This is a genomic window from Streptomyces sp. NPDC096132 (assembly GCF_044763345.1).
Lineage (GTDB): Bacteria > Actinomycetota > Actinomycetes > Streptomycetales > Streptomycetaceae > Streptomyces.
In genome coordinates, this window is sequence record NZ_JBIWGA010000002.1 from 673,066 (window position 1) to 692,904 (window position 19,839).

General features: G+C 71.7%; 20 protein-coding genes, 1 other RNA gene and 1 pseudogene. 9 read left to right on the forward strand and 13 right to left on the reverse strand.

The window, feature by feature from the left end; genetic code table 11:
- Positions 1–199: 199 nt before the first annotated feature.
- Positions 200–1,669: an ABC transporter permease gene (locus ACIRF9_RS07405; RefSeq protein WP_403817727.1), complete on the forward strand. Its 1,470-nt coding sequence runs from the start codon at positions 200–202 to the stop codon at positions 1,667–1,669.
- A gap of 113 nt (positions 1,670–1,782) precedes the next feature.
- Complete coding sequence (locus tag ACIRF9_RS07410; RefSeq protein WP_403817729.1) at positions 1,783–2,520, forward strand: ABC transporter ATP-binding protein; 738 nt, start codon at positions 1,783–1,785, stop codon at positions 2,518–2,520.
- Positions 2,521–2,601: 81 nt separating this feature from the next.
- Here ACIRF9_RS07410 and ACIRF9_RS07415 read toward each other — a convergent pair whose 3' ends face one another.
- On the reverse strand, positions 2,602–2,928 hold the full coding sequence (locus ACIRF9_RS07415; protein ID WP_403817732.1) for a nuclear transport factor 2 family protein: 327 nt from the start codon (positions 2,926–2,928) through the stop codon (positions 2,602–2,604).
- A gap of 138 nt (positions 2,929–3,066) precedes the next feature.
- On the opposite strand from ACIRF9_RS07415, the gene ACIRF9_RS07420 reads away from it, so the two are divergent.
- Both ACIRF9_RS07420 and ACIRF9_RS07425 read left to right on the forward strand, forming a co-directional pair.
- Positions 3,067–3,636 (forward strand): DoxX family protein, encoded by a 570-nt coding sequence (locus tag ACIRF9_RS07420; RefSeq protein ID WP_403817735.1) that lies wholly within the window; start codon positions 3,067–3,069, stop codon positions 3,634–3,636.
- A 100-nt stretch (positions 3,637–3,736) separates the two neighbouring features.
- Complete coding sequence (locus ACIRF9_RS07425) at positions 3,737–4,093, forward strand: MazG-like family protein (protein WP_403817737.1); 357 nt, start codon at positions 3,737–3,739, stop codon at positions 4,091–4,093.
- Positions 4,094–4,511: 418 nt separating this feature from the next.
- Here ACIRF9_RS07425 and ACIRF9_RS07430 read toward each other — a convergent pair whose 3' ends face one another.
- The 6 genes and pseudogenes from ACIRF9_RS07430 to ACIRF9_RS07455 form a co-directional block, all read right to left on the reverse strand.
- The gene (locus tag ACIRF9_RS07430; protein WP_403817740.1) at positions 4,512–5,222 is read right to left on the reverse strand and encodes a hypothetical protein; all 711 of its coding nucleotides are present in this window, start codon (positions 5,220–5,222) and stop codon (positions 4,512–4,514) included.
- Between the two features lie 529 nt (positions 5,223–5,751).
- Entirely contained in the window at positions 5,752–6,249 is a 498-nt protein-coding gene (locus tag ACIRF9_RS07435; RefSeq protein WP_403817742.1) for a pyridoxamine 5'-phosphate oxidase family protein, read from the reverse strand.
- Positions 6,250–6,607: 358 nt separating this feature from the next.
- An RNA gene (rnpB, locus tag ACIRF9_RS07440) (RNase P RNA component class A) lies at positions 6,608–7,012 on the reverse strand.
- A gap of 115 nt (positions 7,013–7,127) precedes the next feature.
- Positions 7,128–7,907: pseudogene (locus ACIRF9_RS07445) on the reverse strand (DMT family transporter); the annotation flags it as partial.
- Between the two features lie 19 nt (positions 7,908–7,926).
- Positions 7,927–8,748 carry an AraC family transcriptional regulator gene (locus tag ACIRF9_RS07450; protein WP_403817744.1) on the reverse strand — a complete coding sequence of 274 codons (822 nt, stop codon included), beginning with the start codon at positions 8,746–8,748 and terminating at the stop codon, positions 7,927–7,929.
- Positions 8,749–8,788: 40 nt separating this feature from the next.
- Positions 8,789–9,367 carry a Uma2 family endonuclease gene (locus ACIRF9_RS07455; protein ID WP_403817747.1) on the reverse strand — a complete coding sequence of 193 codons (579 nt, stop codon included), beginning with the start codon at positions 9,365–9,367 and terminating at the stop codon, positions 8,789–8,791.
- Positions 9,368–9,541: 174 nt separating this feature from the next.
- Between ACIRF9_RS07455 and ACIRF9_RS07460 the strand changes: the two genes are divergently transcribed.
- Positions 9,542–10,027 (forward strand): hypothetical protein, encoded by a 486-nt coding sequence (locus ACIRF9_RS07460; RefSeq protein WP_403817750.1) that lies wholly within the window; start codon positions 9,542–9,544, stop codon positions 10,025–10,027.
- Here the strand turns inward: ACIRF9_RS07460 and ACIRF9_RS07465 are convergent.
- Positions 10,014–11,450 (reverse strand): RNB domain-containing ribonuclease, encoded by a 1,437-nt coding sequence (locus ACIRF9_RS07465; protein ID WP_403817753.1) that lies wholly within the window; start codon positions 11,448–11,450, stop codon positions 10,014–10,016. The genes ACIRF9_RS07460 and ACIRF9_RS07465 overlap by 14 nt on opposite strands.
- Positions 11,451–11,523: 73 nt before the next feature.
- Between ACIRF9_RS07465 and yaaA the strand changes: the two genes are divergently transcribed.
- Both yaaA and eda read left to right on the forward strand, forming a co-directional pair.
- Complete coding sequence (gene yaaA, locus ACIRF9_RS07470) at positions 11,524–12,306, forward strand: peroxide stress protein YaaA (RefSeq protein WP_403817756.1); 783 nt, start codon at positions 11,524–11,526, stop codon at positions 12,304–12,306.
- Positions 12,307–12,391: 85 nt separating this feature from the next.
- Complete coding sequence (gene eda, locus ACIRF9_RS07475) at positions 12,392–13,054, forward strand: bifunctional 4-hydroxy-2-oxoglutarate aldolase/2-dehydro-3-deoxy-phosphogluconate aldolase (RefSeq protein ID WP_403817759.1); 663 nt, start codon at positions 12,392–12,394, stop codon at positions 13,052–13,054.
- Here eda and ACIRF9_RS07480 read toward each other — a convergent pair.
- From ACIRF9_RS07480 to ACIRF9_RS07490, 3 genes are read right to left on the reverse strand one after another with little or no spacing between them, the layout of a single operon-like run.
- Positions 13,026–14,378, reverse strand: a complete 1,353-nt coding sequence (locus tag ACIRF9_RS07480; RefSeq protein WP_403817762.1) for a bifunctional RNase H/acid phosphatase — start codon at positions 14,376–14,378, stop codon at positions 13,026–13,028. The genes eda and ACIRF9_RS07480 overlap by 29 nt on opposite strands.
- Positions 14,379–14,389: 11 nt before the next feature.
- On the reverse strand, positions 14,390–15,133 hold the full coding sequence (locus ACIRF9_RS07485; RefSeq protein WP_403817970.1) for a zinc ribbon domain-containing protein: 744 nt from the start codon (positions 15,131–15,133) through the stop codon (positions 14,390–14,392).
- Positions 15,130–15,987 carry a Nif3-like dinuclear metal center hexameric protein gene (locus ACIRF9_RS07490; RefSeq protein ID WP_403817765.1) on the reverse strand — a complete coding sequence of 286 codons (858 nt, stop codon included), beginning with the start codon at positions 15,985–15,987 and terminating at the stop codon, positions 15,130–15,132. Before ACIRF9_RS07490 ends, ACIRF9_RS07485 begins: the two co-directional genes overlap by 4 nt.
- Positions 15,988–16,197: 210 nt before the next feature.
- Here ACIRF9_RS07490 and ACIRF9_RS07495 point away from each other — a divergent pair, with 210 nt between their 5' ends.
- Together ACIRF9_RS07495 and ACIRF9_RS07500 are read left to right on the forward strand one after the other, a co-directional pair.
- Positions 16,198–17,412, forward strand: a complete 1,215-nt coding sequence (locus ACIRF9_RS07495) for a hypothetical protein (RefSeq protein ID WP_403817768.1) — start codon at positions 16,198–16,200, stop codon at positions 17,410–17,412.
- A 96-nt stretch (positions 17,413–17,508) separates the two neighbouring features.
- Positions 17,509–17,667, forward strand: a complete 159-nt coding sequence (locus tag ACIRF9_RS07500) for a hypothetical protein (protein WP_403817771.1) — start codon at positions 17,509–17,511, stop codon at positions 17,665–17,667.
- Positions 17,668–17,781: 114 nt separating this feature from the next.
- Here the strand turns inward: ACIRF9_RS07500 and ACIRF9_RS07505 are convergent, their stop codons facing one another.
- Both ACIRF9_RS07505 and ACIRF9_RS07510 read right to left on the reverse strand, forming a co-directional pair.
- On the reverse strand, positions 17,782–18,720 hold the full coding sequence (locus ACIRF9_RS07505) for a 3-oxoacyl-ACP reductase (protein ID WP_403817774.1): 939 nt from the start codon (positions 18,718–18,720) through the stop codon (positions 17,782–17,784).
- 14 nt (positions 18,721–18,734) lie between these two features.
- The gene (locus ACIRF9_RS07510; RefSeq protein ID WP_403817777.1) at positions 18,735–19,811 is read right to left on the reverse strand and encodes a Zn-dependent alcohol dehydrogenase; all 1,077 of its coding nucleotides are present in this window, start codon (positions 19,809–19,811) and stop codon (positions 18,735–18,737) included.
- Positions 19,812–19,839: the final 28 nt, after the last annotated feature.

The following is a 19,839-nucleotide window of genomic DNA, read 5'->3' on the forward strand; positions in this document are numbered from 1 at the left end:
CTGTCAGCCAACCCCGTCCACCTGGGAAAACCCCCTCCACAGCTTAGGAATGAGCTGTCTGATGGAATTCTGATCCGGCGGGCCGGAATCGGCCCTCATTCTCAGTCCTTACACATCTTTTACTCAGTCCGGCTCAAAGGTTCCTCCCTAGTTTTTGGGTCGCGTCCACAGCGGGCGCCAAGAACCTTCGAGGAACGGGATGTTTGGCATCTATCTCAAGCGCGAGCTGGGCCGGCGCAAGAAGGCGGCCCTGGTCATCGCACTGGGTCTGGCGCTCGGTATCGCGCTGGTCATCACCGTCAACTCGGTGTCGGCCGGTATGACGCAGGCGCAGGACAAGGTCCTGCAGTCGCTGTACGGCCTCGGCACCGACATGACGGTCACCAAGGCGCGCACGGCGCCCTCCAGCGACAGCTCCGGCCAGCCGAGATTCGAGTTCGACGCCAAGGCGAACGACGACGACACCGAGCAGAGCTCGGACCGGGTGATGACTCAGGGCGGTCAGGCCCTGAAGTCCTCGCTGGTGACGAAGGTCGCCGACCAGAAGGGTGTGGCGGCCGCGGTCGGCGCGCTCACCCTGAACGTGACCAAGGTCGACGGCTCCTTCACCCAGGGCAAGGCGCAGAGCTCCAGCGGCAGCAGCAGCAACCAGGGCGGTCCCGGCGGCGGCCAGGGCGGCAACTCCACCGCGGCCCCGCAGGTCCAGGGCGGCGGCGCCTCCTTCGACGTCAACTCCTACTCCGTGGCCGGCGTGGACGTCACGAACCAGGACCTCGGCCCGCTGGCCGGCTCGAAGATCACCTCGGGTACGACCTTCACCTCCTCGCAGACCAACGCGAAGGTCGCGGTCGTCAGCAAGTCGTACGCCAAGGAGAACTCGTACAAGGTCGGCAAGACCCTGAAGATCTCCGGTACCAAGTACAAGATCATCGGTATCGCGACGCCCGACAGCAGCGACTCCACCACCGACGTCTACCTGCCGCTGAAGCAGGCGCAGACCCTCGCGGACGCCAAGAACCAGGTCACCACGATCTACGTCAAGGCGACCGACTCCAAGCAGATCGACACCGTCAAGGCGACGATCCAGAAGAACATCTCCGGCACGACGGTCACCACCTCCGCCGACCTGGCCGAGACGGTCTCCGGCTCCCTGTCCACCGCCTCCAACCTGGCGACCAGCGTCGGCAAGTGGCTGTCGATCGCCGTCCTCGCCGCCGCGTTCCTGGTGGCCGCGCTGCTCACCTCCTCGGCCGTGTCCCGCCGCGTGCGTGAGTTCGGCACCCTGAAGGCGCTCGGCTGGCCGAGCCGCCGGGTGACCCGGCAGGTGGTCGGCGAGTCCATGGTCAACGGTCTGCTCGGCGGCGCCCTCGGCATCGGCCTGGGCCTGGCGGCCGCCTACGCGGTGACCGCGATCAGCCCGAAGCTGACGGCCGAGCTCGGCAACGCCGGCGGCGGTGGCGGCATGGGCGGCGGCCCCGGCGGTGGCGGCGGCCCGGGCCAGCAGTCGGCCTCCAACACGATGGAGATCGCCCTGTCCGCCCCCGTCTCCCTCACCACCATCGCCCTCGCGGTGGGCCTGGCGGTGGCCGGCGGTCTGATCGCCGGCGCGATGGGCGGCTGGCGAGCCTCGCGGATGCGGCCGGCGGACGCGCTGCGGAGCGTGTCGTAACCCGCTGAGGTCTCCCCTGAGCAGGGGCGCCGCGTGACCCTTCCCCCCGGCACACGGCGCCCCACCCCTCTTCTCTTCTTCTCTCTACGCGGCTACGGAGCTGGAGCACACCCATGTACAGACTGACCGGCGTCACCAAGCGCTACTCGCGCGGCAAGGAGACCGTCGAGGCGCTGCGCGGCATCGACCTCACCATCGAGGACGGCGACCAGCTCGTCATCCAGGGCCCGACGGGCGGCGGCAAGTCCACCCTCCTGCAGATGATCGGCGGCCTGGACCGCCCGACCGAGGGCAGCGTCGAACTGGACGGCGTCGACCTCGCCCGCATCAGCGAGGCCAAGCTGACCCGGCTGCGCGCCGAAAAGATCGGCATCATCTTCCAGTCCTTCAACCTCATCCCGACGCTGACCGCGCAGGAGAACGTCGAGACGGCCCTCGTCCCGCTCGGCGTGAAGCCGGCCGAGCGCCGCGAGCGGGCGGCGGAGGCCCTGCGCTCGGTCGGCCTGGGCGAGCGCCTCGGCCACGCCCCCTCCGAGCTGTCCGGCGGCCAGCAGCAGCGCGTCGCGATCGCCCGCGCGCTGGTGAAGAAGCCGAAGGTCCTGCTCGCCGACGAGCCCACCGGCAACCTCGACGAGGGCACCCGTGACGACATCATGGGCCTGCTGGAGGGCCTGTGGCACGAGTACGGGCTGACCTTCATCATGGTCACCCACGACTCCTCCATCGCCCGCCGCGCCCCGCGCCTGGCCACCATCAAGGCGGGCCAGATCACGCTGACGGAACAGGCCGACGCACGTGCGTACGCGCAGCAGCAGCAGCCGTACGCGGACTACGGCACTCAGGGCTACTGAGCGTTCCGTACCCCGGAGCAGTACGGGGGCCGCTCGCCGAACGGCGAGCGGCCCCTTTCCGCTTTCTTCCGCTTTTTATGCTTATGCCTGACCGGTCTCGAACCGCGAAATGTGCCCGTCGTCGGTGACGCTGAACTGCCACCTGGTGCGCATCTCGCCCCACGCGTCATTGCGGTAGTTGGCGACGAGGGCGTGCCCCTCGTCGGTCTCCTTCACGACGTCCAAGTGGCCGTTGGAGGAGAAGATCTCCCGGTCGATCCACTCGGCGAGGTCGCGGTCGGAGCCGTCGTCCGCCATGGTCGCGTCCGGCGTCAGCACACTGAGGAACGCCTCCCGGTCATGGGCGTTCACGGCGGTGACGAACGCCCGGACGGCCGGGTCGGTGAGTTTTCCGGTCTGGATCGTCATACGGGCCAGCGTCACACCGCCCCGCGGCCCCCGCCACCCGAACGGCGCGCAGGAGGGGCCGGTGAGGTGTGAGGGATGCGACGGTGGAAACACGAGGGGGTTGCCGATGCTGTCTGCCTGTCTGCTACGGGAGTCACCGTGACTGCTTTCGACCGACGTGATCTGGGCCTGCTGCTGCTCCGGCTGGGTGCCGGCGGTGTACTGGCCGCGCACGGCACCCAAAAACTCTTCGGCTGGTTCGGCGGCCACGGTCTGGAAGGGACCGGCCAGTTCATGGAGTCCGTCGGCTACCAGCCGGGCAAGGCCAGCGCGACGGCGGCGGGCCTGGCCGAGGCGGGCGGCGGCGCCCTGCTGGCGCTGGGCCTGGCCACCCCGGCGGCGGGCGCGGCGGCGGCCGGCGGCATGGCGGGCGCGGCGGCCGTCCACGCCCCGAACGGCTTCTTCAACGCGGAGGGCGGCTACGAGTACGCGGCCACCCTGGGCCTGGCCGCCACCGGCCTCGCCATCGCCGGCCCCGGCCGCCTCTCCCTCGACCACGCCCTCGGCCATGTCTTCGACCGCGGCTGGATGGTCCCCACGGCCCTCGCGGCGACGGGCGTGGTGACGGCACTGGTGGTGGGCGCCCGCATCAAACGCCTGACGCGCCGCGAACAGGGGGAACAGGCGGCGCTGTTCGACGAGCAGGAGGCGTTGTTCGGGGAGCAGTGAGACGAGCAGGAGGCGTTGTTCGGGGAGCAGTGAGACGAGCGGGAGGCGCTGTTCGGGAAGCAGTGACCTGGGGCGGCGGCAGCCATGCCAAGCTGCCCGCATGACTGACCACGCCACCCCTCCCGAAACCTCTCCCTCCCCCACTCCCGACACCTGGGCCACGGTCGACGCCCTGTGGACCTGGCTGGAGACCGACCAGCCCGTCTCCGGCCGCGAGGGCCTGCTCCTCCGCATCCTGAAACTCTCCGAGGAGGTCGGCGAGGTCGCCCAGGCGGTCATCGGCGCCACCGGCCAGAACCCCCGCAAGGGCACCACCCACACGTGGGAGGACGTGCAGGGGGAGCTGTGCGACGTGGTGATCACGGCGTTGGTGGCCCTGCGGACGCTGACGTCGGATCCGGAGGGGGTGTTCGCGGGGCATCTGGCGCGGGTGGCGGAGCGGTCGCTGGGCAGTTGAGCCGTGGCTCCGTCTGGACGCAACCAGGCTCGTGCGGGACGGAGTGAGCCTGTCACGGGCCGACGGGATACCCACCCCAGGCTTCGGGTACGGGTGCGACCCGCCAAGGCCGTGCACTGGTCATGCCTCCGGTCGATTGGGGGGCGTGAGCTCACACTCCGCCCAGACCGTCTTGCCCGGAGCGCCGTCAGACCGGAGGTGCCAGTTCCAGCGGCGCATTCACGGTAATCACACGTATCGAAGACGCCCTCCCCCATGGCGCGGAGCTCTGGGTCACCGTTGCCGGAGGGGGGACGAGCTACTTCCGCGGAAACCGCAGATGATCCCCGGTGATCTAGCGTGACCGGTCTGCCGGTGGAGCGTGTGGACGCTCCACCGGCAGACGTGCTTTCCGGCGCAGATCCAAGGTTTCGGATAGTCAGAAAGGGGGCGCTGGAATCGGCTCGTCGGGCCGTTCCTCGCGGCGTGGACTTTCAAGAACGTGGGGTTCCAGGCCGGCGCGGTACCTCTGGAGGTCGGCACCCGGCGCCGCGGCGACGGTGAGCATCCGGCTGTCGTGGCCGGGCGGGGCGTAGCCGGCCGGCGGCGGGGCGATCCTGGCCAGGGCGTCGCCGCTGCACAGCCAACGGGTCGACGGGGACTCGTTGACCGCGGGGGCGAAGGGCAAGGCCGAGAATCCGTTCAATGCGCCGGATTCGAGCACCTCGGTCGGTACCACGGCGGAGAACTTCGCCTCCGTTCCCAGCAGAGCCTCGTGCACGGTGCGATGCAGCAGGAACCGCTCGAGGTTCTCGCCGGTGGGCCTCCATGTGTCGGAGGTGTTCGTGCGGTCGAAAACCTGCCGGTCCGTCGATTCCGGATCCACGGCCCAGTAGTAGCCGTGCTGGTTCTCGATCCAGAAAACCAGCATTCCGGTGGCTTCCCTTTTCAGATCAGCCGGTATCACCGCATGGTCCTGGAAGGTGACCCGCGTCCCGGTCGAAGAAGCCGCTTTGTGCCATTCGACCAGTTCACGAGGGACGTCCTCGAATTCCGGGAAGGCGGGTTCCGCTGATTCGTCGGCTATGCCGTACCAACGGCGGAGAAAACGCCGGACGCTGTCGCTTCGGGGGTGCAGGAGCTCTTCCACACCGGAATCGTACGACCAAGCCGCGGTCGAGCTCGGTGCGTGGCCGTCGCACAGGAGAGGTGGAGCATGGCTGCAAAGAACTCGACCTCCGCGGACTTCGAGGCCCGCCTCGAAGAGATCGTCGCGGCACTCGAGCGGTGGCCCGCCTCCTGGCCGGGAACACCTGAGGATCGACAGATCGCTCTGAGCGAGGGCGGAGGCGGCCATGTCCTGGCCTTCAGTGGTCCTGCCGGCGAGCGCGCAGGAGTGCGCCGCGCTCGAGGCCGAGGTGCGGTCCCTCGGTGCCGGAAGGGACCCGCTCGGTGACGGAGACTTCCTGCACTGGAACGGGAACTCCTACGCCCTGGACTTCTCGGGCGGTGTCCTCTCGGACTTCGAGCCCGAGGAGGTCGAGGACGTGAGGCAGAGGATCGCGGAAGAACCCCATGCGATCTACGTGTCCTGCCAGTCAATGGAGGCGGCGCTGGGACTGGCGCCGAACGGAGCTCGCCGAGCTTCTCGGGCGCCGGGGCGGGGACCTCACGGGCCGCTAAGTGGCGGGCGGCGCGTCGGCGAGGAACGGCCGCTGTTCCAGCCACATCCCGTCGCGCATGATGACTCTCCCGCGCAGTTCCGGCTCGCCGCGCCAAGCGCGCACCGTCCTCGGGACCACGCGGACATACAGAAAGGAACCCTCCTCCACGCGCGGGTCCCACCCGAACTTGTCGGCGAACGCCTCCGCTGCTTCTCCGGGCACCTCCTGGTCCGGGAAGCACTCCGCCTCACCCTGGAGGAGCACCACGTCGAAAGTGTCCGGTAGCGCCAGGCGCACGCGCGGCTCTCCGCGGACGTTCCGCGCAGTCACGGAAGCGGCACTGGTACACATCCACACCGCTCGCCCGTCCCACAAGAACCACAGCGGCACCTGGTGCGGCCCGTGATCAGGGTGAGCCGTCGACACCCATACGTCCCGCTCGGCGACGAGCCGCTCCAGAGCGTCGCGCACACGCTCCGCCGTCTGGCGACGAACGATTCCCGTGGTCTCCATGAGGACCGACCCTAGCCAAGCAGGCGCGAAGCGCGCCTGAGGCGCGGGACCTACTCCCAGCGACCGAGGCCGGCGACCAGTCGGGGCGGCCGACTGCATCGCCCCGAAGTTCATACACGGAACGTGGGGCCTGCACTTCCGCCCCAAGGACATCTACGAATCCGAGGACCAGGTCCACAGACCGCTCAGCGGCCAGGCACCCGTCTCGTCGAACTGGGGGCGGACCACTTCCTGTACGCCAACGACCCGGCCGGTTTCGCGGACGTGGTCCGGGAATTCCTTGCCCCGACGAACGCCTCCGTCGCGCGCCACAAGTCCCACGCCGAAAGAACCGGCGACGTGGAGCGGTTCGGAGCGGCAGACGAGTCGGGCTGTACGCCGGGTTCTGTCGCCCGGTCGCCTCGCGGCGGCCGGGGAGACGGCCATCCATCTAGGGCCGGCGTTGCCGCCGGCCTCGTGCGGTCTACCCGCGGACTCGGGCGGGCAGCCCTCGAACGTCCGCGCAGAGCGCTTTTCACGGCGCTCCTTTTGACCTTGCTCCGGGTGGGGTTTACCTAGCTGCCCAGGTCACCCTGGGCACTGGTGGTCTCTTACACCACCGTTTCACCCTTACCGAGCGCCGGAGCGCTCGGCGGTCTGTTTTCTGTGGCACTGTCCCGCGGGTCACCCCGGGTGGCCGTTAGCCACCACCTTGCCCTGTGGAGCCCGGACGTTCCTCGGGAAGCCCCCTAGGGGGACTCCACGCGGCCGTCCGCCCGGCTCGTCTGCCGTGTCGACCATGTTACCGGGCGCCTGTCCCGTCGGGGACCAGCCGCCGTCGCCAGCACCGAGCCCGCCAGGATCAGGGCGAAGGCCGCCAGGATGCCGGCGGTCAGCGGTTCGTCGAGGAACAGAGCGCCCGCCGCCACCGCCACGGCCGGGTTGACGTACGTGATGACCGTGGAGCGGGTCGGGCCGATCTCCTTGATCAGTTCCAGGAAGGCGACGAAGGCCAACGCCGTGCAGATCACGCCCAGGGCCGCGAGGGCGCCGAGGACCGATGCGGAAGGTGTCTCGGCCGGCCAGGTCATCGCCGCCGCCGGCGCGTAGACCAGGGCGGAAAGCGTCAGGCACGGGGCGATCAGCTGCAGAGTAGGGACGTCCTTCAGACGGCGGGCCGCTATCAGCGGGGCCGTCGCGTAGCCCACCACCGTCAGCAGCACCTCGGCCAGGGACTTCGCATCTCCGCCGTTCAGGTGGGGGATCGTGAGGACTCCTACGCCCGCCAGGCCGACCGCCAGGCCCGTCATCCTTCGAGCGCCCAGCACCTCCCCCTCCCCGAAGAAGCGTGCCGCCACCACGCCCACGATCGGGACGCCCGCGATCAACAGACCTGCGGTGGAGCTCGACAGATGCCGCTCGGCGTCCGTGAGCGTGAACCACGGGCCGATGATCTCTATGCACGCGAAGGCCAGCATGGGCGCCCAGTGCGTCCGTACGGTCCGCAGCAGGCCGCCCTGGCGTAGCGCGAAGGGGAGCAGGAGGAGCGCGCCCAGGGCACATCGCGTGAACACCACCATGGACGGGGAGAGGTCCTCCACCGCCACCTTGATCAGCAGATAGGGAATGCCCCAGACCACTCCCATCAGGGAGAACAGGAACCAGCCGCGTGCAGTCATGGGGCCACTTTCGGCCGCGTCACCAGCTGCTGTCTTGAACGCTGTTGCGGTACGCCGCGGGCGTCACGCCCAGGACGCGGCGGAACCAGCGGGTGAGGTGCGCCTGGTCCGCGAAGCCGACCAAGGGGGCCACCTCCGCCGGACGCAGTCCGGCGTCCAGGAGGGTCCGGGCCCTGTGCACCCGGTGCTGGGCGAGCCAGGCGTACGGCGGTACGCCCATCGTCGTACGGAACGCCCGCAGGAGCTGGTAGCGGGACAGGTCCAGGTCGGCGGCCAGGTCGGCGAGGGTCGGGGGTGCGAGGAGTTCGTCGGCCAGGCGGTCGCGGACGGCCAGCGCTATGCCATGGGCGCCGGTGACGGAATCGCCCGCCGGGCGGGCCGTCGAGTGGCGGCGGGCCAGGGCCGTGAGCAGCCAGGGGAGGCGGGACTCGGCCTCCAGCGGGTCGGGGCGGGCGCTCAGGTCGGTGTGGGCGGCACGGAAGGCCGCGGCCAGCTCCGGGTCGTCGATCAGCGGTTCGCGGAAGTGCGGGAGGCCGCCGAGGGTGCCGTCGGTGAGCAGGGCCGGGCCGGCGTACAGGGCGCGGTAGGCGTAGCCGTCGGTGGTGTTGCCGGGGCCGCCGGTGTGCATCTCGCCGGGGGCGAGGACGACGATCGAGCCGGGGCCGGTGCGGATGTGGCCGCCTCGGTAGTCGATCACCTCCGAGCCGCCCACGCAGACGCCGACCGTGAACTCGTCGTGGGCGTGCGGGGCGTAGACGTGCTTGTCGAAGCGGGCGGTGAGCAGGTCGAGGGGCGGGCCGCACCGGCCGAGCCGTGCCCTGGTCCACCGTGCCTGTTCCATGTCGCGCCCCTTCCCTCGTCAGGGTGCAACACGGGGTGGGTCAGAGAAAGTCCGAGGTGTCCAGGTCGAAGGCGAAGGGCTCGGGGAGGGTGAGGGGTTTGCCGAATCCGACACTGCAGCGGCGGCGGTAGTCGTCCTGCCTCGGGTTGCTGAGGAGAGTGACCTCAGAGATTTCGCGGTCGACCAGCAAGTAGAGCGGAATGCTCGCACGGGCGTAGCAGCGGCGCTTGACCTCGCGGTCGGCCGTGGGCTTGGTGGAGGTCACCTCCAGCACCATGACGACGCCCTGGCACGGCATCCAGGAGTCGGCACCCCGATAGAGCTCCAGAGCCGCGGGCGCGAAGGTGCCGTCCGGGATCACATGGTCCTTGGGGCACCCCTCCGCCTTCTTCAGCCTCAGTCCCTTGTTGCCCGAGAAGTCCATGTCGGTCTGAGACTGCCTGATCACTTGGCGGACGATCCGGCTGATGTAGTGCTCGTGATCCCCGTCCGGCGGCGGCGTCACAACGATCTCCCCCTCGACGAGCTCCGCCCGGAAACCCTCCGGGGTGTCCAGGGCGAGAAAGCCGTCCAGCAGGATTTCTTCCTGCGTGAGCGGCTCATGGGCCATGGCAGTCATGTCACGCCCCTCCTTCTTCGGTCGCTCGCCAGACTCGGGCATCGGTGGATCACCTGTCCGTGAGATCGGGAACCGTTCCCTCGATCGTGGCACACGATCAGGGCCGCAGTCAGGCACGGCGCTGCCACGCCCACGCTTGACCTTGCCCCGACGTCAACCTCTCTACTGGACGACATGCGCATCGGAGAACTCGCCGGGGGGCAGGGGACGGTGATGGCGGGGTCGGTGTTCGTGTGCGTCGTCGAGACGTTCACCATGTCCGTGCCGCTGCGCGACTGGCCCACCGCACACCGGGTGGTGCTGGTCCTGGACCTGTACACGGTCGTCTTCGTGGCCGGCCTGTACGCCGCCTGGACGGTCCGCCCGCATGTCCTGTACGGCGACGTCCTGCGCGTCCGTCACGCCGCCCACGTCGAGCTGCGCGTCCCGCTGGAGCGCATTGCGGCGGTACGGCACGAACGGCGCGCCACCCACGAGTCCGCCGACGGCGAGCTGAACCTCCCCGTGGGCGCACAGACGTCGGTCACCGTCGAACTCGACGCCCCGGTCCCTCATCTCACGTTCCTCGGCCGCCGCCGGGAGGTCTCGCTCGTGCGCCTGCACGCCGACGACGCCGACAGCCTCGTCAAGGCTCTCCTGCCGGCTCTCACGCGGGAGTGAAGCGCACCGCCGGTCCCGCCGGATCGGCCTCGGTGAGGCGGACGCGGAGCCGTTCGCCGAGGGGCAGGCGGTCGCCGTCGACGCGGCCGATGACCGCCGGGGACTCCAGTTGGACGGTCCCGACGGTCGGGCGCCGCTCGTCGACGTCCACCACGTATCCGTCGAACACCTCCCCCACCCGGTCCCTGAGCAGCGCGGCCTCGACGATGTCGACGCAGGCCCGCTCGACCGCGTTCGCGCGCCGCCCGCCCTCGGCCATCTCCTTCGGCAGGGCGTCCAGTGCGGTGAGCACCCAGTCGGGCGGGGACTCGCCCGCGACGGCGGCGAGGCACAGCTCGGTGGCGTAGCGGTCGGCGAGGCGGCGGAGCGGGGCCGTGCAGTGGGTGTAGGGGGCGGCGACGGCGGAGTGGGTGGTGATGGGCGGGAGTTCTCCGTCGCGGAAGACGGTGTAGCCGGCGCCCCGCAGCAGGGTCGTGCACTCCTGGAGGAAGGCCGCGTGGGCGGGGCGGTGCGGGTCCAGGGAACGGACGAGTGCGGCGTACGAGACGTGGTGCGGCCAGTCGATGTGCAGGGCGTGCGCGGTGCGGCGCAGCCGGCCGACCGCGCCGTCGGGGGCGGCGGGCAGTGTGCGCAGGACGCCGGCGCCCGAGGCCAGCATGAGGTCGGCCGCCGCCATTCCGGTGAGGAGCGAGAGCTGGGCGTTCCAGCCCTCGGCGGGGAGCGGGGCGCGGTACGTCAGCTCGTAGGAGTGGTCGTCCCGCTGGACGACCTCCTGCTCGGGCACGTTGAGCGAGATCCCCCCGCGGTCCGCTTCGAGGCGTTCGCGCAGTCGGCCCACGGTGGCGAGCAGTCGCAGGGGCTCCTCCGCCGTCCCGTCGTCGATCTGCCGCTGTACCTCCGCGTAGTCGAGCCTGGCCCGGCTGCGGACGAGGGCGCGGTGGAGGTCGACGGCGAGGGTACGGCCGTCCGCGTCGAGGTCGACGGTCCACAGGGCGGCCGGCCGGTCCCGGCCGGGCAGCAGGCTCGCGGCGCCCTCGCTCAGTACGGCCGGGTGCAGCGGGACCTTTCCGTCGGGGAAGTAGAGGGTGGTCACCCGGCGGTGGGCCTCGGCGTCCACCGGCCCGCCGGGTACGACGAAGGCGGCGACGTCGGCGATGGCGTACCGGACGCGGAAGCCGGTGCCCTGCCGGGAGAGGTGCAGCGCCTGGTCGAGGTCGGTGGCGGCGGGCGGGTCGATGGTGAGGAAGGGGATGTCGGTGGCGTCGTGTCCCGGCAGCGCCGGGGCCTTCGCGGCGCGCTCCGCCTCGGTGAGCACACCGAGCGGGAAGGCGACCGGCACCCCGAGTTCGGCACGCAGCGCGGTGAACGCGGCCCGGAGCGGGGCGTCGGGGGCACCGGTCACGCGAATGTGGCGGCGGGGCATGCAATGAGCGTAGGACCGGGGTCGGCAAGCGGCACGCCGTACGCTGTCGCAGAGCTCAACAGAAGGAGACCCTGTGCTTGTCCTGCTGCCGCCCTCCGAGGGAAAGGCCTCGTCCGGTCGTGGCGCGCCGTTGAAGCTGGAGTCGCTGACCCTGCCGGGGCTGACGGCCGCCCGGGAGGCCGTGCTCGGCGAGCTGGTCGAGCTGTGCGCCGGTGACGAGGAGAAGGCGCGCGAGGTGCTCGGGCTGAGTGAGGGACTGCGCGGCGAGCTGGCGAAGAACGCGGAGCTGCCGACGGCGGGCGCGCGGCCGGCCGGGGAGATCTACACGGGTGTCCTGTACGACGCCCTCGACCTGGCCTCCCTGGACGCGGCGGCCAAGAAGCGCGCGGCCCGGTCGCTGCTGGTGTTCTCGGGGCTGTGGGGTGCCGTCCGGGTGACGGACCGGATCCCGTCGTACCGCTGCTCGATGGGGGTGAAGCTGCCGGGGCTCGGAGCGCTGGGCGCGCACTGGCGTACGCCGATGGCGGCCGTGCTGCCCGGGGTGGCCGGGGACGGGCTGGTGCTCGACCTGAGGTCGGCGGCGTACGCGTCGGCGTGGAAGCCGAGGGGCGAGGTGGCCGCGCGGACGGCGACCGTGCGGGTGCTGCACGCGCCGACCCGGAAGGTGGTCAGCCACTTCAACAAGGCGACGAAGGGGCGGATCGTACGGAGTCTGCTCACGGCGGGGATCGCGCCGAAGGGGCCGGCGGAGCTGGTGGAGGCGCTGCGGGAGCTCGGGTATGTGGTGGAGGTGCGGGAGCCGGCGCGGGCGGGGACGGCCTGGACGCTGGATGTGCTGGTGGACGAGGTGCACTGAGGCCATACCAGCGACCCCATCAGGGTGATTGCAACATGCGCAACGACCTTTGCGCGTGCTGCAGTGCGCGGGCAGGATGAGGCCCATGACCTCACCCCTGCCCTCCCCTCCGGCTGCCTCGGTACTGGATCTGGCCCCCGTCGTGCCCGTGGTGGTCCTCGACGACGTCTCCGCCGCCGTACCGCTGGCGCGGGCGCTGGTGGCGGGCGGGCTGCCCGCGATCGAGGTCACGCTGCGCACGCCGGTCGCGCTGGAAGCGATCCGGGAGATCTCCGGGGCGGTCCCGGAGGCCGTGGTCGGGGCCGGGACCGTGATCACGCCGGAGCAGGTGACGGCGTGCGCGGCGGCGGGGGCGCGGTTCCTGGTGAGCCCCGGCTGGACGGACGTCCTGTTGACGGCCATGCGGGCCTCGGGGCTGCCGTTCCTGCCGGGGGTGTCGACCACGTCCGAGGTGGTGGCGCTGCTGGAGCGCGGGGTGCGGGAGATGAAGTTCTTCCCGGCTCAGGCGGCCGGCGGGACGGCGTATCTGACGTCGCTCGCCGGGCCGCTCCCCCAGGCCCGCTTCTGCCCGACGGGCGGGATCGGTCCCGCCGACGTGGCCGACTATCTGGCGTTGCCCAACGTGGCGTGCGTGGGCGGGACCTGGATGGTTCCGGCGGACGCGGTGGCGGCGCGGGACTGGCAGCGGATCGAGGGCCTGGCGCGCGCCGCCTCGTCCCTCAGGGCCGCAGGTGGGACGTGTCGTTGAAGAGGCGGACGCTGGCGTTGCCGTCGGCGTAGTACGCCACCGCCGAGAGCGAGGCCGCCGAGAGTTCCATGCGGAACAGCGACTCGGGCGGGGCGCCCAGGGCGAGCCGTACGAACGTCTTGATCGGGGTCACGTGGGTGACCAGCAGGACCGTGCGGCCCGCGTACGCCGCGACCAGTTTGTCGCGGGTGGCGGCGATGCGGGTGGCGGTGGCCGCGAAGCTCTCGCCGCCGCCGGTGGGTTCGGCCTCGGGGTCGGCGAGCCACTTGTTCAGGTCGTCGGGGTAGCGCTCCCGGACCTCGCCGAAGGTGAGTCCCTCCCAGGCGCCGAAGTCGGTCTCGATCAGCCCTTCCTCGATCGTGACCTCCAGACCGAGGCGGGCGGCGACGGCGCCGGCGGTCTCGCGGGTGCGGGTGAGCGGGGAGGCGAGGATGTGCTGGATCGTCCCGCGCCGGGCGAGCGCGGCCGCGACCCGCTCGGCCTGCTCCCGGCCGACGTCGGAGAGGGAGGGATCGGTGCCGCCGCTGCCGGAGAATCGCTTCTGCGGGGTGAGGGGGGTCTCGCCGTGCCGGAGCAGGACGAAGGTGGCGGGAGCACCGAGGTCGGGGGCGGCGCCCCAGCCGACGGAGGGCTTGGCGGTCGTCGAGCCCGTGGCGTCCGAGGCTCCCTGGGTTTCCGTGGATCCCATGGTCTCCGTGGTTTCCGTTCGAGTGGCCGGGGTGGCGACGGTACGGGCCGCACGCAGGTCACGGTCGGCGGTCGTCGCGCCCGTCGGGCGGGCCTGGGCCAGTGCCTCGCGGGCCTTCGCCGCGCCCGCCGCCGCGTCTCCGGGAGGACCGGACGGCTCCGGTACGGCCCTGGTGGCCGCGGCGGCGTCGAGCGCGGCGCGGGACGCGGCCGGGTCCCACTGCTCACCGCGCCGGCCCGCGTCCATCGCCTCGTTGGCGAGGCGGTCGGCGTGCTTGTTCTGCTCGCGCGGGATCCACTCGTAGGTGACCTGCCCGGGCGGCAGGACCCGGGCGGCCTCCGCGGCCAGCGGCTTCATGTCGGGGTGCTTGATCTTCCAGCGGCCCGACATCTGCTCGACGACGAGCTTGGAGTCCATCCGGACGCGCACCGTGGCCGACGGGTCGAGCTCCCGGGCGGCGCGCAGGCCGGCCAGCAGACCCCGGTACTCGGCCACGTTGTTCGTGGCCACCCCGATGTACTCGGCGCGCTCGACGAGCGTCTCGCCCGTCGCCGCGTCGACGACCACGCTGCCGTAGCCCGCGGGCCCCGGGTTGCCCCGCGACCCGCCGTCGGCCTCGACGATGAACTCCCGCACCCGCAGACCCCTTACAGACCGGATTCCGACGTACGCACCAGGATCCGACGGCAGTTCTCGCACCGGACGACCGTGTCGGGCGCGGCCTTGCGGACCTCGTTGAGCTCGGTGATGGCGAGCTCCTGGCGGCAGCCCTGGCAGGTGCGCGCGTACAGCTTGGCGGCGCCGATGCCGCCCTGCTGCTCACGCAGCTTGTCGTACAGCTTGAGCAGGTCGGCGGGGACGGACCCGGCGATGACCTCGCGCTCCTTGGTGACGGTGGCGGCCTCGCCGTCGAGCTGCTCGAGGGCGGCGTTCCGGCGCGCGGTCGCGTCGTCGATCTTCCCCTGCACGGCGCCGACGCGCTCGGTCAGCTCGGCGACCCGCTCCTGCGCGGCCTCGCGGCGCTCCATGACCTCCAGGACGACGTCCTCGAGGTCGCCCTGGCGCTTGGCGAGGGAGACGATCTCCTTCTGGAGGTTCTCCAGGTCCTTGGGGGAGGTGACCGCGCCGGAGTCGAGGCGCTGCTGGTCGCGGGCGGCGCGCTGGCGCACCTGGTCCACGTCCTGCTCGGCCTTGGTCTGCTCGCGGGCGGTGTCGCTCTCCTCGGTCTGCGCGGCCACGAGCAGGTCGCGCAGTTGCGTCAGATCCTTGGTCAGCGACTCGATCTCGGCGTGCTCGGGCAGCGACCGCCGCTTGTGCGCGAGCTGCTGCAGACGGACGTCGAGGGCCTGGACGTCGAGAAGACGGATCTGGTCGGCGGGCGCGGCGTTCAGTTGGGGGCTCCCATTGCGCTAGAGGTGGGGCTGGACGCCGCGTGGGCGGTCCAGGGGTCGGTGACCAGGCGGGAGACGTGGACCCGCAGGCCCCATCCGTTCCGGTCGGAGATCTCGTCGAGCTGGCTCGCGGCCAGCTCGCACCAGGGCCACTCGGTGGCCCAGTGCGCCGCGTCGAGCAGCGCGAGAGGACTGTGGGCGCGGGCTTCGGAGGCGGGGTGGTGGCGCAGGTCCGCGGTGAGGAAGGCGTCGACGCCGGCGGCACGGACGTACTCGAAGAGGCTGTCCCCGGAGCCGCCGCTGACGGCGACGGTCCGTACGACCGCCTCCGGGTCCCCCGCGACCCGGATGCCCTGCGCGGTGGCGGGCAGCCGCTCGGCGGCGCGGGCGGCGAACTCGCGGACGGTGAGCGGGTGGTCGAGCTCGCAGATCCTGCCGAGGCCGCGCCGCCCCTCGGGGTCGCTCGCGTCCGGCACGAGGGGCCGTGCGACGCGCAGGTCGAGGGCGCCGGCGAGGGCGTCGCTCACGCCCGGGTCGGCGGTGTCGGCGTTGGTGTGGGCGACGTGCAGGGCGATGTCGTTCTTGATGAGGGTGTGCACGACCCGCCCCTTGAAGGTGGAGGCGGCGACGGTGGTGGTCCCCCGGAGGTAGAGCGGGTGGTGGGTGACGAGCAGATCGGCGCCCAGCTTCACCGCTTCCTCTACGACGTCCTGCACCGGGTCGACGGCGAACAGCACCCGGGAGACGTCCTGGCCAGGCTCCCCCACGACGGTACCGACCGCGTCCCAGGACTCGGCCCGCTCGGCGGGCCACAGGTTCTCCAGAGCGGCGATGACTTCAGACAGACGGGGCACGGGGCAAGGCTACCTGGCCCTTCTGCGGGGCAGCACCGGCGCGGTGCGGCCACCGCCGGTCCCCTGCCGGTGGGACGCCCAAAGATGCACACCCCCCGCACCCACCTCAGGCGAATCGCTTCTGCACCACTCTTACGAGGGAAGCCCCCGCCCCCCGCTTCCACCCCCGCGCATACGAAAACTAGCTTCGTCGCCGGAGGTGACCGAACCATGACGGCCTGTGCGATCGAACCCACCGCGGAGGACAGAGCGGACGCCGGTACGGACGAGACGGACGGCGACGAGGACCACACACCGCCCGACTCCCCCACACCCTGCGTGATCACCACGGACGGCGCCTACGCCGCCCGCCTCACCCGCGGCCCCCACCCCGACGCCTGGTTCCCGGAGCGCTGGACCCTCGACGGCCCCGAGCCCTACGCCGTACCGCTCCCCGCCAACCAGCCGGAGGAGCCCGGCACGGAGGTGCAGCCCCTGTCCGACGGCCGGGTCCTGGTACGGCGGCTCGTCCAGGACCGGCACACCTTCTCCCTCCTCTACCCCACCGACCCCGGCACCGGCGAACTCCCGCTGGGCGCCGTGGAGTGCCCGGACGAGGGCACCCGCCTGCGCCTGCTCCCCCCGGCCCCCTGCGGCGAACGCGCGTACGCCCTCGCCGTGGGCCGGCACACCACCGCCGTGTGGCTGGTGGCCGGCGGCGCCTTCGGCCCCGAGCACCTCGCCGAGCTCCCGGGCCGCTGCTCGGGCGGCGTATGGCTGGACCGTACGGGCCGCATGCTCGCCCTGGACCGTGAGGTCGGCGGGCGGACCAAGGCGATCGTGGTGGACCTGGAGCGCGACGGCGAGGTCTCCCCGCTGCTGCAGATCGCCGCCGACAGCGACGACCGCCTCCTGCTCGGCGACCTCGACAGCGGCCTGCTGCTGATCGGCTCGGACGCCCCGTCCCCCGGCGAGTCCCGGCTGGGCTGGGGCGTGCTCGGCAGCACCCTGCCGGTCCGTTTCCCGGAGTCCCTGCGCCTGCCCGACTGCACGCTCACCCCGTTCGCCATCCAGCCCGGCCAGATGCTGCTCCCGGAGCGCTGCGCCGTGGCGCTGCGCATCGACGGCCCCTTCGGCAGCTGGGTCGGCACCTGGCGTCCCGCGGAACGGCAGCTCCACCACCTCGCGGCTCCCGCGGGCTGGCTGGCGGGCAGCGGCCTGTGGACGCGGGACGGCGTCCTGCGGCTGCCGTACGCCACGGAGAGCGAGCCCTGCGGGGTGGCGCGGCTGACCCCGCCGGTCGCGCCACCGCCCCCCACGGCCACCCCCGAATCCGCCCCCGACTCGCCTCCCGCGCAACCGGAACCGACCACACCCCGCGAGCCCGCCACCCCTCGTCCCGTCCCCCTGCAACAAGCCCCACTCGGCCGACTTGTAACGAACTAGCTGCGGTTGGCGTGCCCGCCTGGATTCGCCCCATGGTGTGCCGGATAAACTCGCCCGGCTGTACGAAAGATCATGTTGACGGGGTGAACTCACCAGATGAGCGACGCAAGCACCACGCAGCCGCTGTCCGCGGACGCCCAGGAGACGGCCGGTCACGGCCGGCACCGGGGCCCGGTCTCGTCCCACGAGGGCGAGGCGACTCCCAGCGGCCGGCACCGCAAGCCGGCCGAGGACAGGGCCGAGGCGGCTGCCTGACAGTACGCCGAAGGGGCGCGACCGTCCATGGACGGTCGCGCCCCTTCACATTTCCCTGACCCGCCGACGTTTCCCTGACCCCGCCGGCGTCTGCCCGGTCCCGCCGAGGTTTCCCTAACCCCGTCGCAGTCCCAGCACCTCCGCCGCCGCGAACGTCTCCCCGGCCGGCCGGTCCATGTAGTGCCCGCCGAGCACGGAGTCCAGCTCCTCGAAGCTGAACACGTCCCCCTTGCTGTCGAACTTCGCCTGCACCCGCGGCCGTTCGACGACGGCGACCATCCCGCCGTGCACGACGAGCAGCTGTCCGTTGATCCGCGCGGCGGCCGGTGACGCCAAGTACCCGACCAGCGGGGCGACATGCTCGGGGGCGAGCGGGTCGAGCCCCTCGCCCGGCTGCTCGAACCCGGCGAAGACGTCCGCCGTCATCCGGGTGCGGGCGCGCGGGCAGATCGCGTTGGCGGTCACGCCGTACTTGGCGAGCGCGAGGGCCGTGGAGGTCGTGAGCCCGACGATTCCGCCTTTCGCGGCCGCGTAGTTGGGCTGTCCGGCCGACCCCGCGAGGAACGCCTCCGAAGAGGTGTTCACGATCCGCCCGTACACCGGGGCGCCCGCCGCCTTGGCCCGCTCCCGCCAGTGCGCGGCGGCGAAGCGGGTGGTGTTGAAGTGGCCCTTGAGGTGGACCCGGATCACCGAGTCCCACTCCTCCTCCGCCATGGAGAAGACCATGCGGTCGCGCAGGATGCCCGCGTTGTTGACGACGACGTCCAGCTTGCCGAACTCCCCGATCGCCGCCTCGACGAGCTCACGGGCCTGCCGGAAGTCGGACACGTCCCCGGTGTGGACGAGCGCGGTACCGCCCGCCGCCCGGATCTCCGCGGCGACCTCCTCCGCCGGAGCGGCCGAGGCCTCGCCCGAGCCGTCCCGTCCGGGCTGTCCGTAGTCGTTGACGACGACGGCCGCGCCCAGCCGGGCCAGCTCCAGCGCCTCGGCCCGCCCGAGCCCGCGCCCGGCACCGGTGACGATCGCGGCCAGCCCCTCAAGTGGCAGTGCCATCCGGTCGCGCCCCCTCAGATCTCGATGCAGGTCCGCAGCGCGGTACCGGTACGCATCTGGTCCAGTGCCTCGTTGACCTCGGCGAGCGGGACACGGTGGGTGATCAGGCCGGCGAGGTCGATCCGGCCGGCCCGCCACAGGGCGACGGTCCGCTCGTAGGAGCGCAGGACGTCGCCGCCGCCGTACATGGAGGGCAGTATCCGCTTCTCGTCGAAGAACAGCTCGAACATGTTGAGCTGGAGGAAGTCGTCCATGGCTCCGGCGCCCACGACGACGAGGGTGCCGCCGCGCCGGGTGTTCTCGTAGGCGGTGCGGGCGGTGGCGGAGCGGCCGACGACCTCGAAGACGTAGTCGAATCCCTCGCCGCCGGTGACCAGTTGCTTCGCCCCGGGCAGCTCCTCCGGTGCCACCGCCTGTGTGGCACCGAACCTGAGGGCGGCCTCGCGGCGTGAGGCGACGGGGTCGACGGCGACGATCTCGGCGGCGCCCTTGAGTCGCGCGCCCTGGATCGCGGAGATGCCGACGCCGCCGCAGCCGATGACGGCGACGGACGAACCGGCCTCCACGTCGGCGGTGTTGAGCGCGGCGCCCAGGCCGGTCGTCACCCCGCAGCCGATGAGCGCGGCGATGTCGAAGGGCACGTCGTCGGGGATCGGTACGGCGCAGCCGGCGTCGACGACGACCTCCTCGGCGAAGGTGCCGGTCCCGGCGAAGCCGAAGATGTCCCCGCTCGTGCGGCGGAAGTTGGGCGTGCCGGCGTTCATGAACCCGGCCAGGCACAGTTCGGTCTGGCCGCGCTTGCAGGCGGGACAGGCGCCGCAGGCGGGCAGCCAGCAGACCACCACCCGGTCGCCGGGCTTCACCCGGGTGACGCCCTCCCCGACCTCCAGGATCTCGCCCGCGCCCTCGTGTCCGGGCACGAACGGCGCGGGCTGCGGCAGCACCCCGCCCATCGCGGAGAGGTCGGAGTGGCACAGCCCGGTGGCCCGGACCCGGATCCTGACCCGGCCGGGGCCGAAGCCCACCGCCTCGACGTCGTCGAGGACCTCCAGTTTGTCCTGGCCGATCTCGTGCAGTACGGCTGCGCGCATGGTGCGGCTCCCCTCGATCCCCTTACGG

What these genes read in the sequence shown, in the direction of transcription:
- eda (WP_403817759.1), top strand. Translation starts at nt 12,392, where the DNA reads ATGACCTCACCCCTGCCCTCCCCTCCGGCTGCCTCGGTACTGGATCTG.
- ACIRF9_RS07510 (WP_403817777.1), bottom strand. Translation starts at nt 19,811, where the DNA reads ATGCGCGCAGCCGTACTGCACGAGATCGGCCAGGACAAACTGGAGGTC.
- ACIRF9_RS07425 (WP_403817737.1), top strand. Translation starts at nt 3,737, where the DNA reads ATGACTGACCACGCCACCCCTCCCGAAACCTCTCCCTCCCCCACTCCC.
- ACIRF9_RS07405 (WP_403817727.1), top strand. Translation starts at nt 200, where the DNA reads ATGTTTGGCATCTATCTCAAGCGCGAGCTGGGCCGGCGCAAGAAGGCG.
- ACIRF9_RS07435 (WP_403817742.1), bottom strand. Translation starts at nt 6,249, where the DNA reads ATGGAGACCACGGGAATCGTTCGTCGCCAGACGGCGGAGCGTGTGCGC.
- ACIRF9_RS07505 (WP_403817774.1), bottom strand. Translation starts at nt 18,720, where the DNA reads ATGGCACTGCCACTTGAGGGGCTGGCCGCGATCGTCACCGGTGCCGGG.
- ACIRF9_RS07495 (WP_403817768.1), top strand. Translation starts at nt 16,198, where the DNA reads ATGACGGCCTGTGCGATCGAACCCACCGCGGAGGACAGAGCGGACGCC.
- ACIRF9_RS07415 (WP_403817732.1), bottom strand. Translation starts at nt 2,928, where the DNA reads ATGACGATCCAGACCGGAAAACTCACCGACCCGGCCGTCCGGGCGTTC.
- ACIRF9_RS07500 (WP_403817771.1), top strand. Translation starts at nt 17,509, where the DNA reads ATGAGCGACGCAAGCACCACGCAGCCGCTGTCCGCGGACGCCCAGGAG.
- ACIRF9_RS07465 (WP_403817753.1), bottom strand. Translation starts at nt 11,450, where the DNA reads ATGCCCCGCCGCCACATTCGCGTGACCGGTGCCCCCGACGCCCCGCTC.
- ACIRF9_RS07450 (WP_403817744.1), bottom strand. Translation starts at nt 8,748, where the DNA reads ATGGAACAGGCACGGTGGACCAGGGCACGGCTCGGCCGGTGCGGCCCG.
- ACIRF9_RS07455 (WP_403817747.1), bottom strand. Translation starts at nt 9,367, where the DNA reads ATGACTGCCATGGCCCATGAGCCGCTCACGCAGGAAGAAATCCTGCTG.
- ACIRF9_RS07460 (WP_403817750.1), top strand. Translation starts at nt 9,542, where the DNA reads ATGCGCATCGGAGAACTCGCCGGGGGGCAGGGGACGGTGATGGCGGGG.
- ACIRF9_RS07410 (WP_403817729.1), top strand. Translation starts at nt 1,783, where the DNA reads ATGTACAGACTGACCGGCGTCACCAAGCGCTACTCGCGCGGCAAGGAG.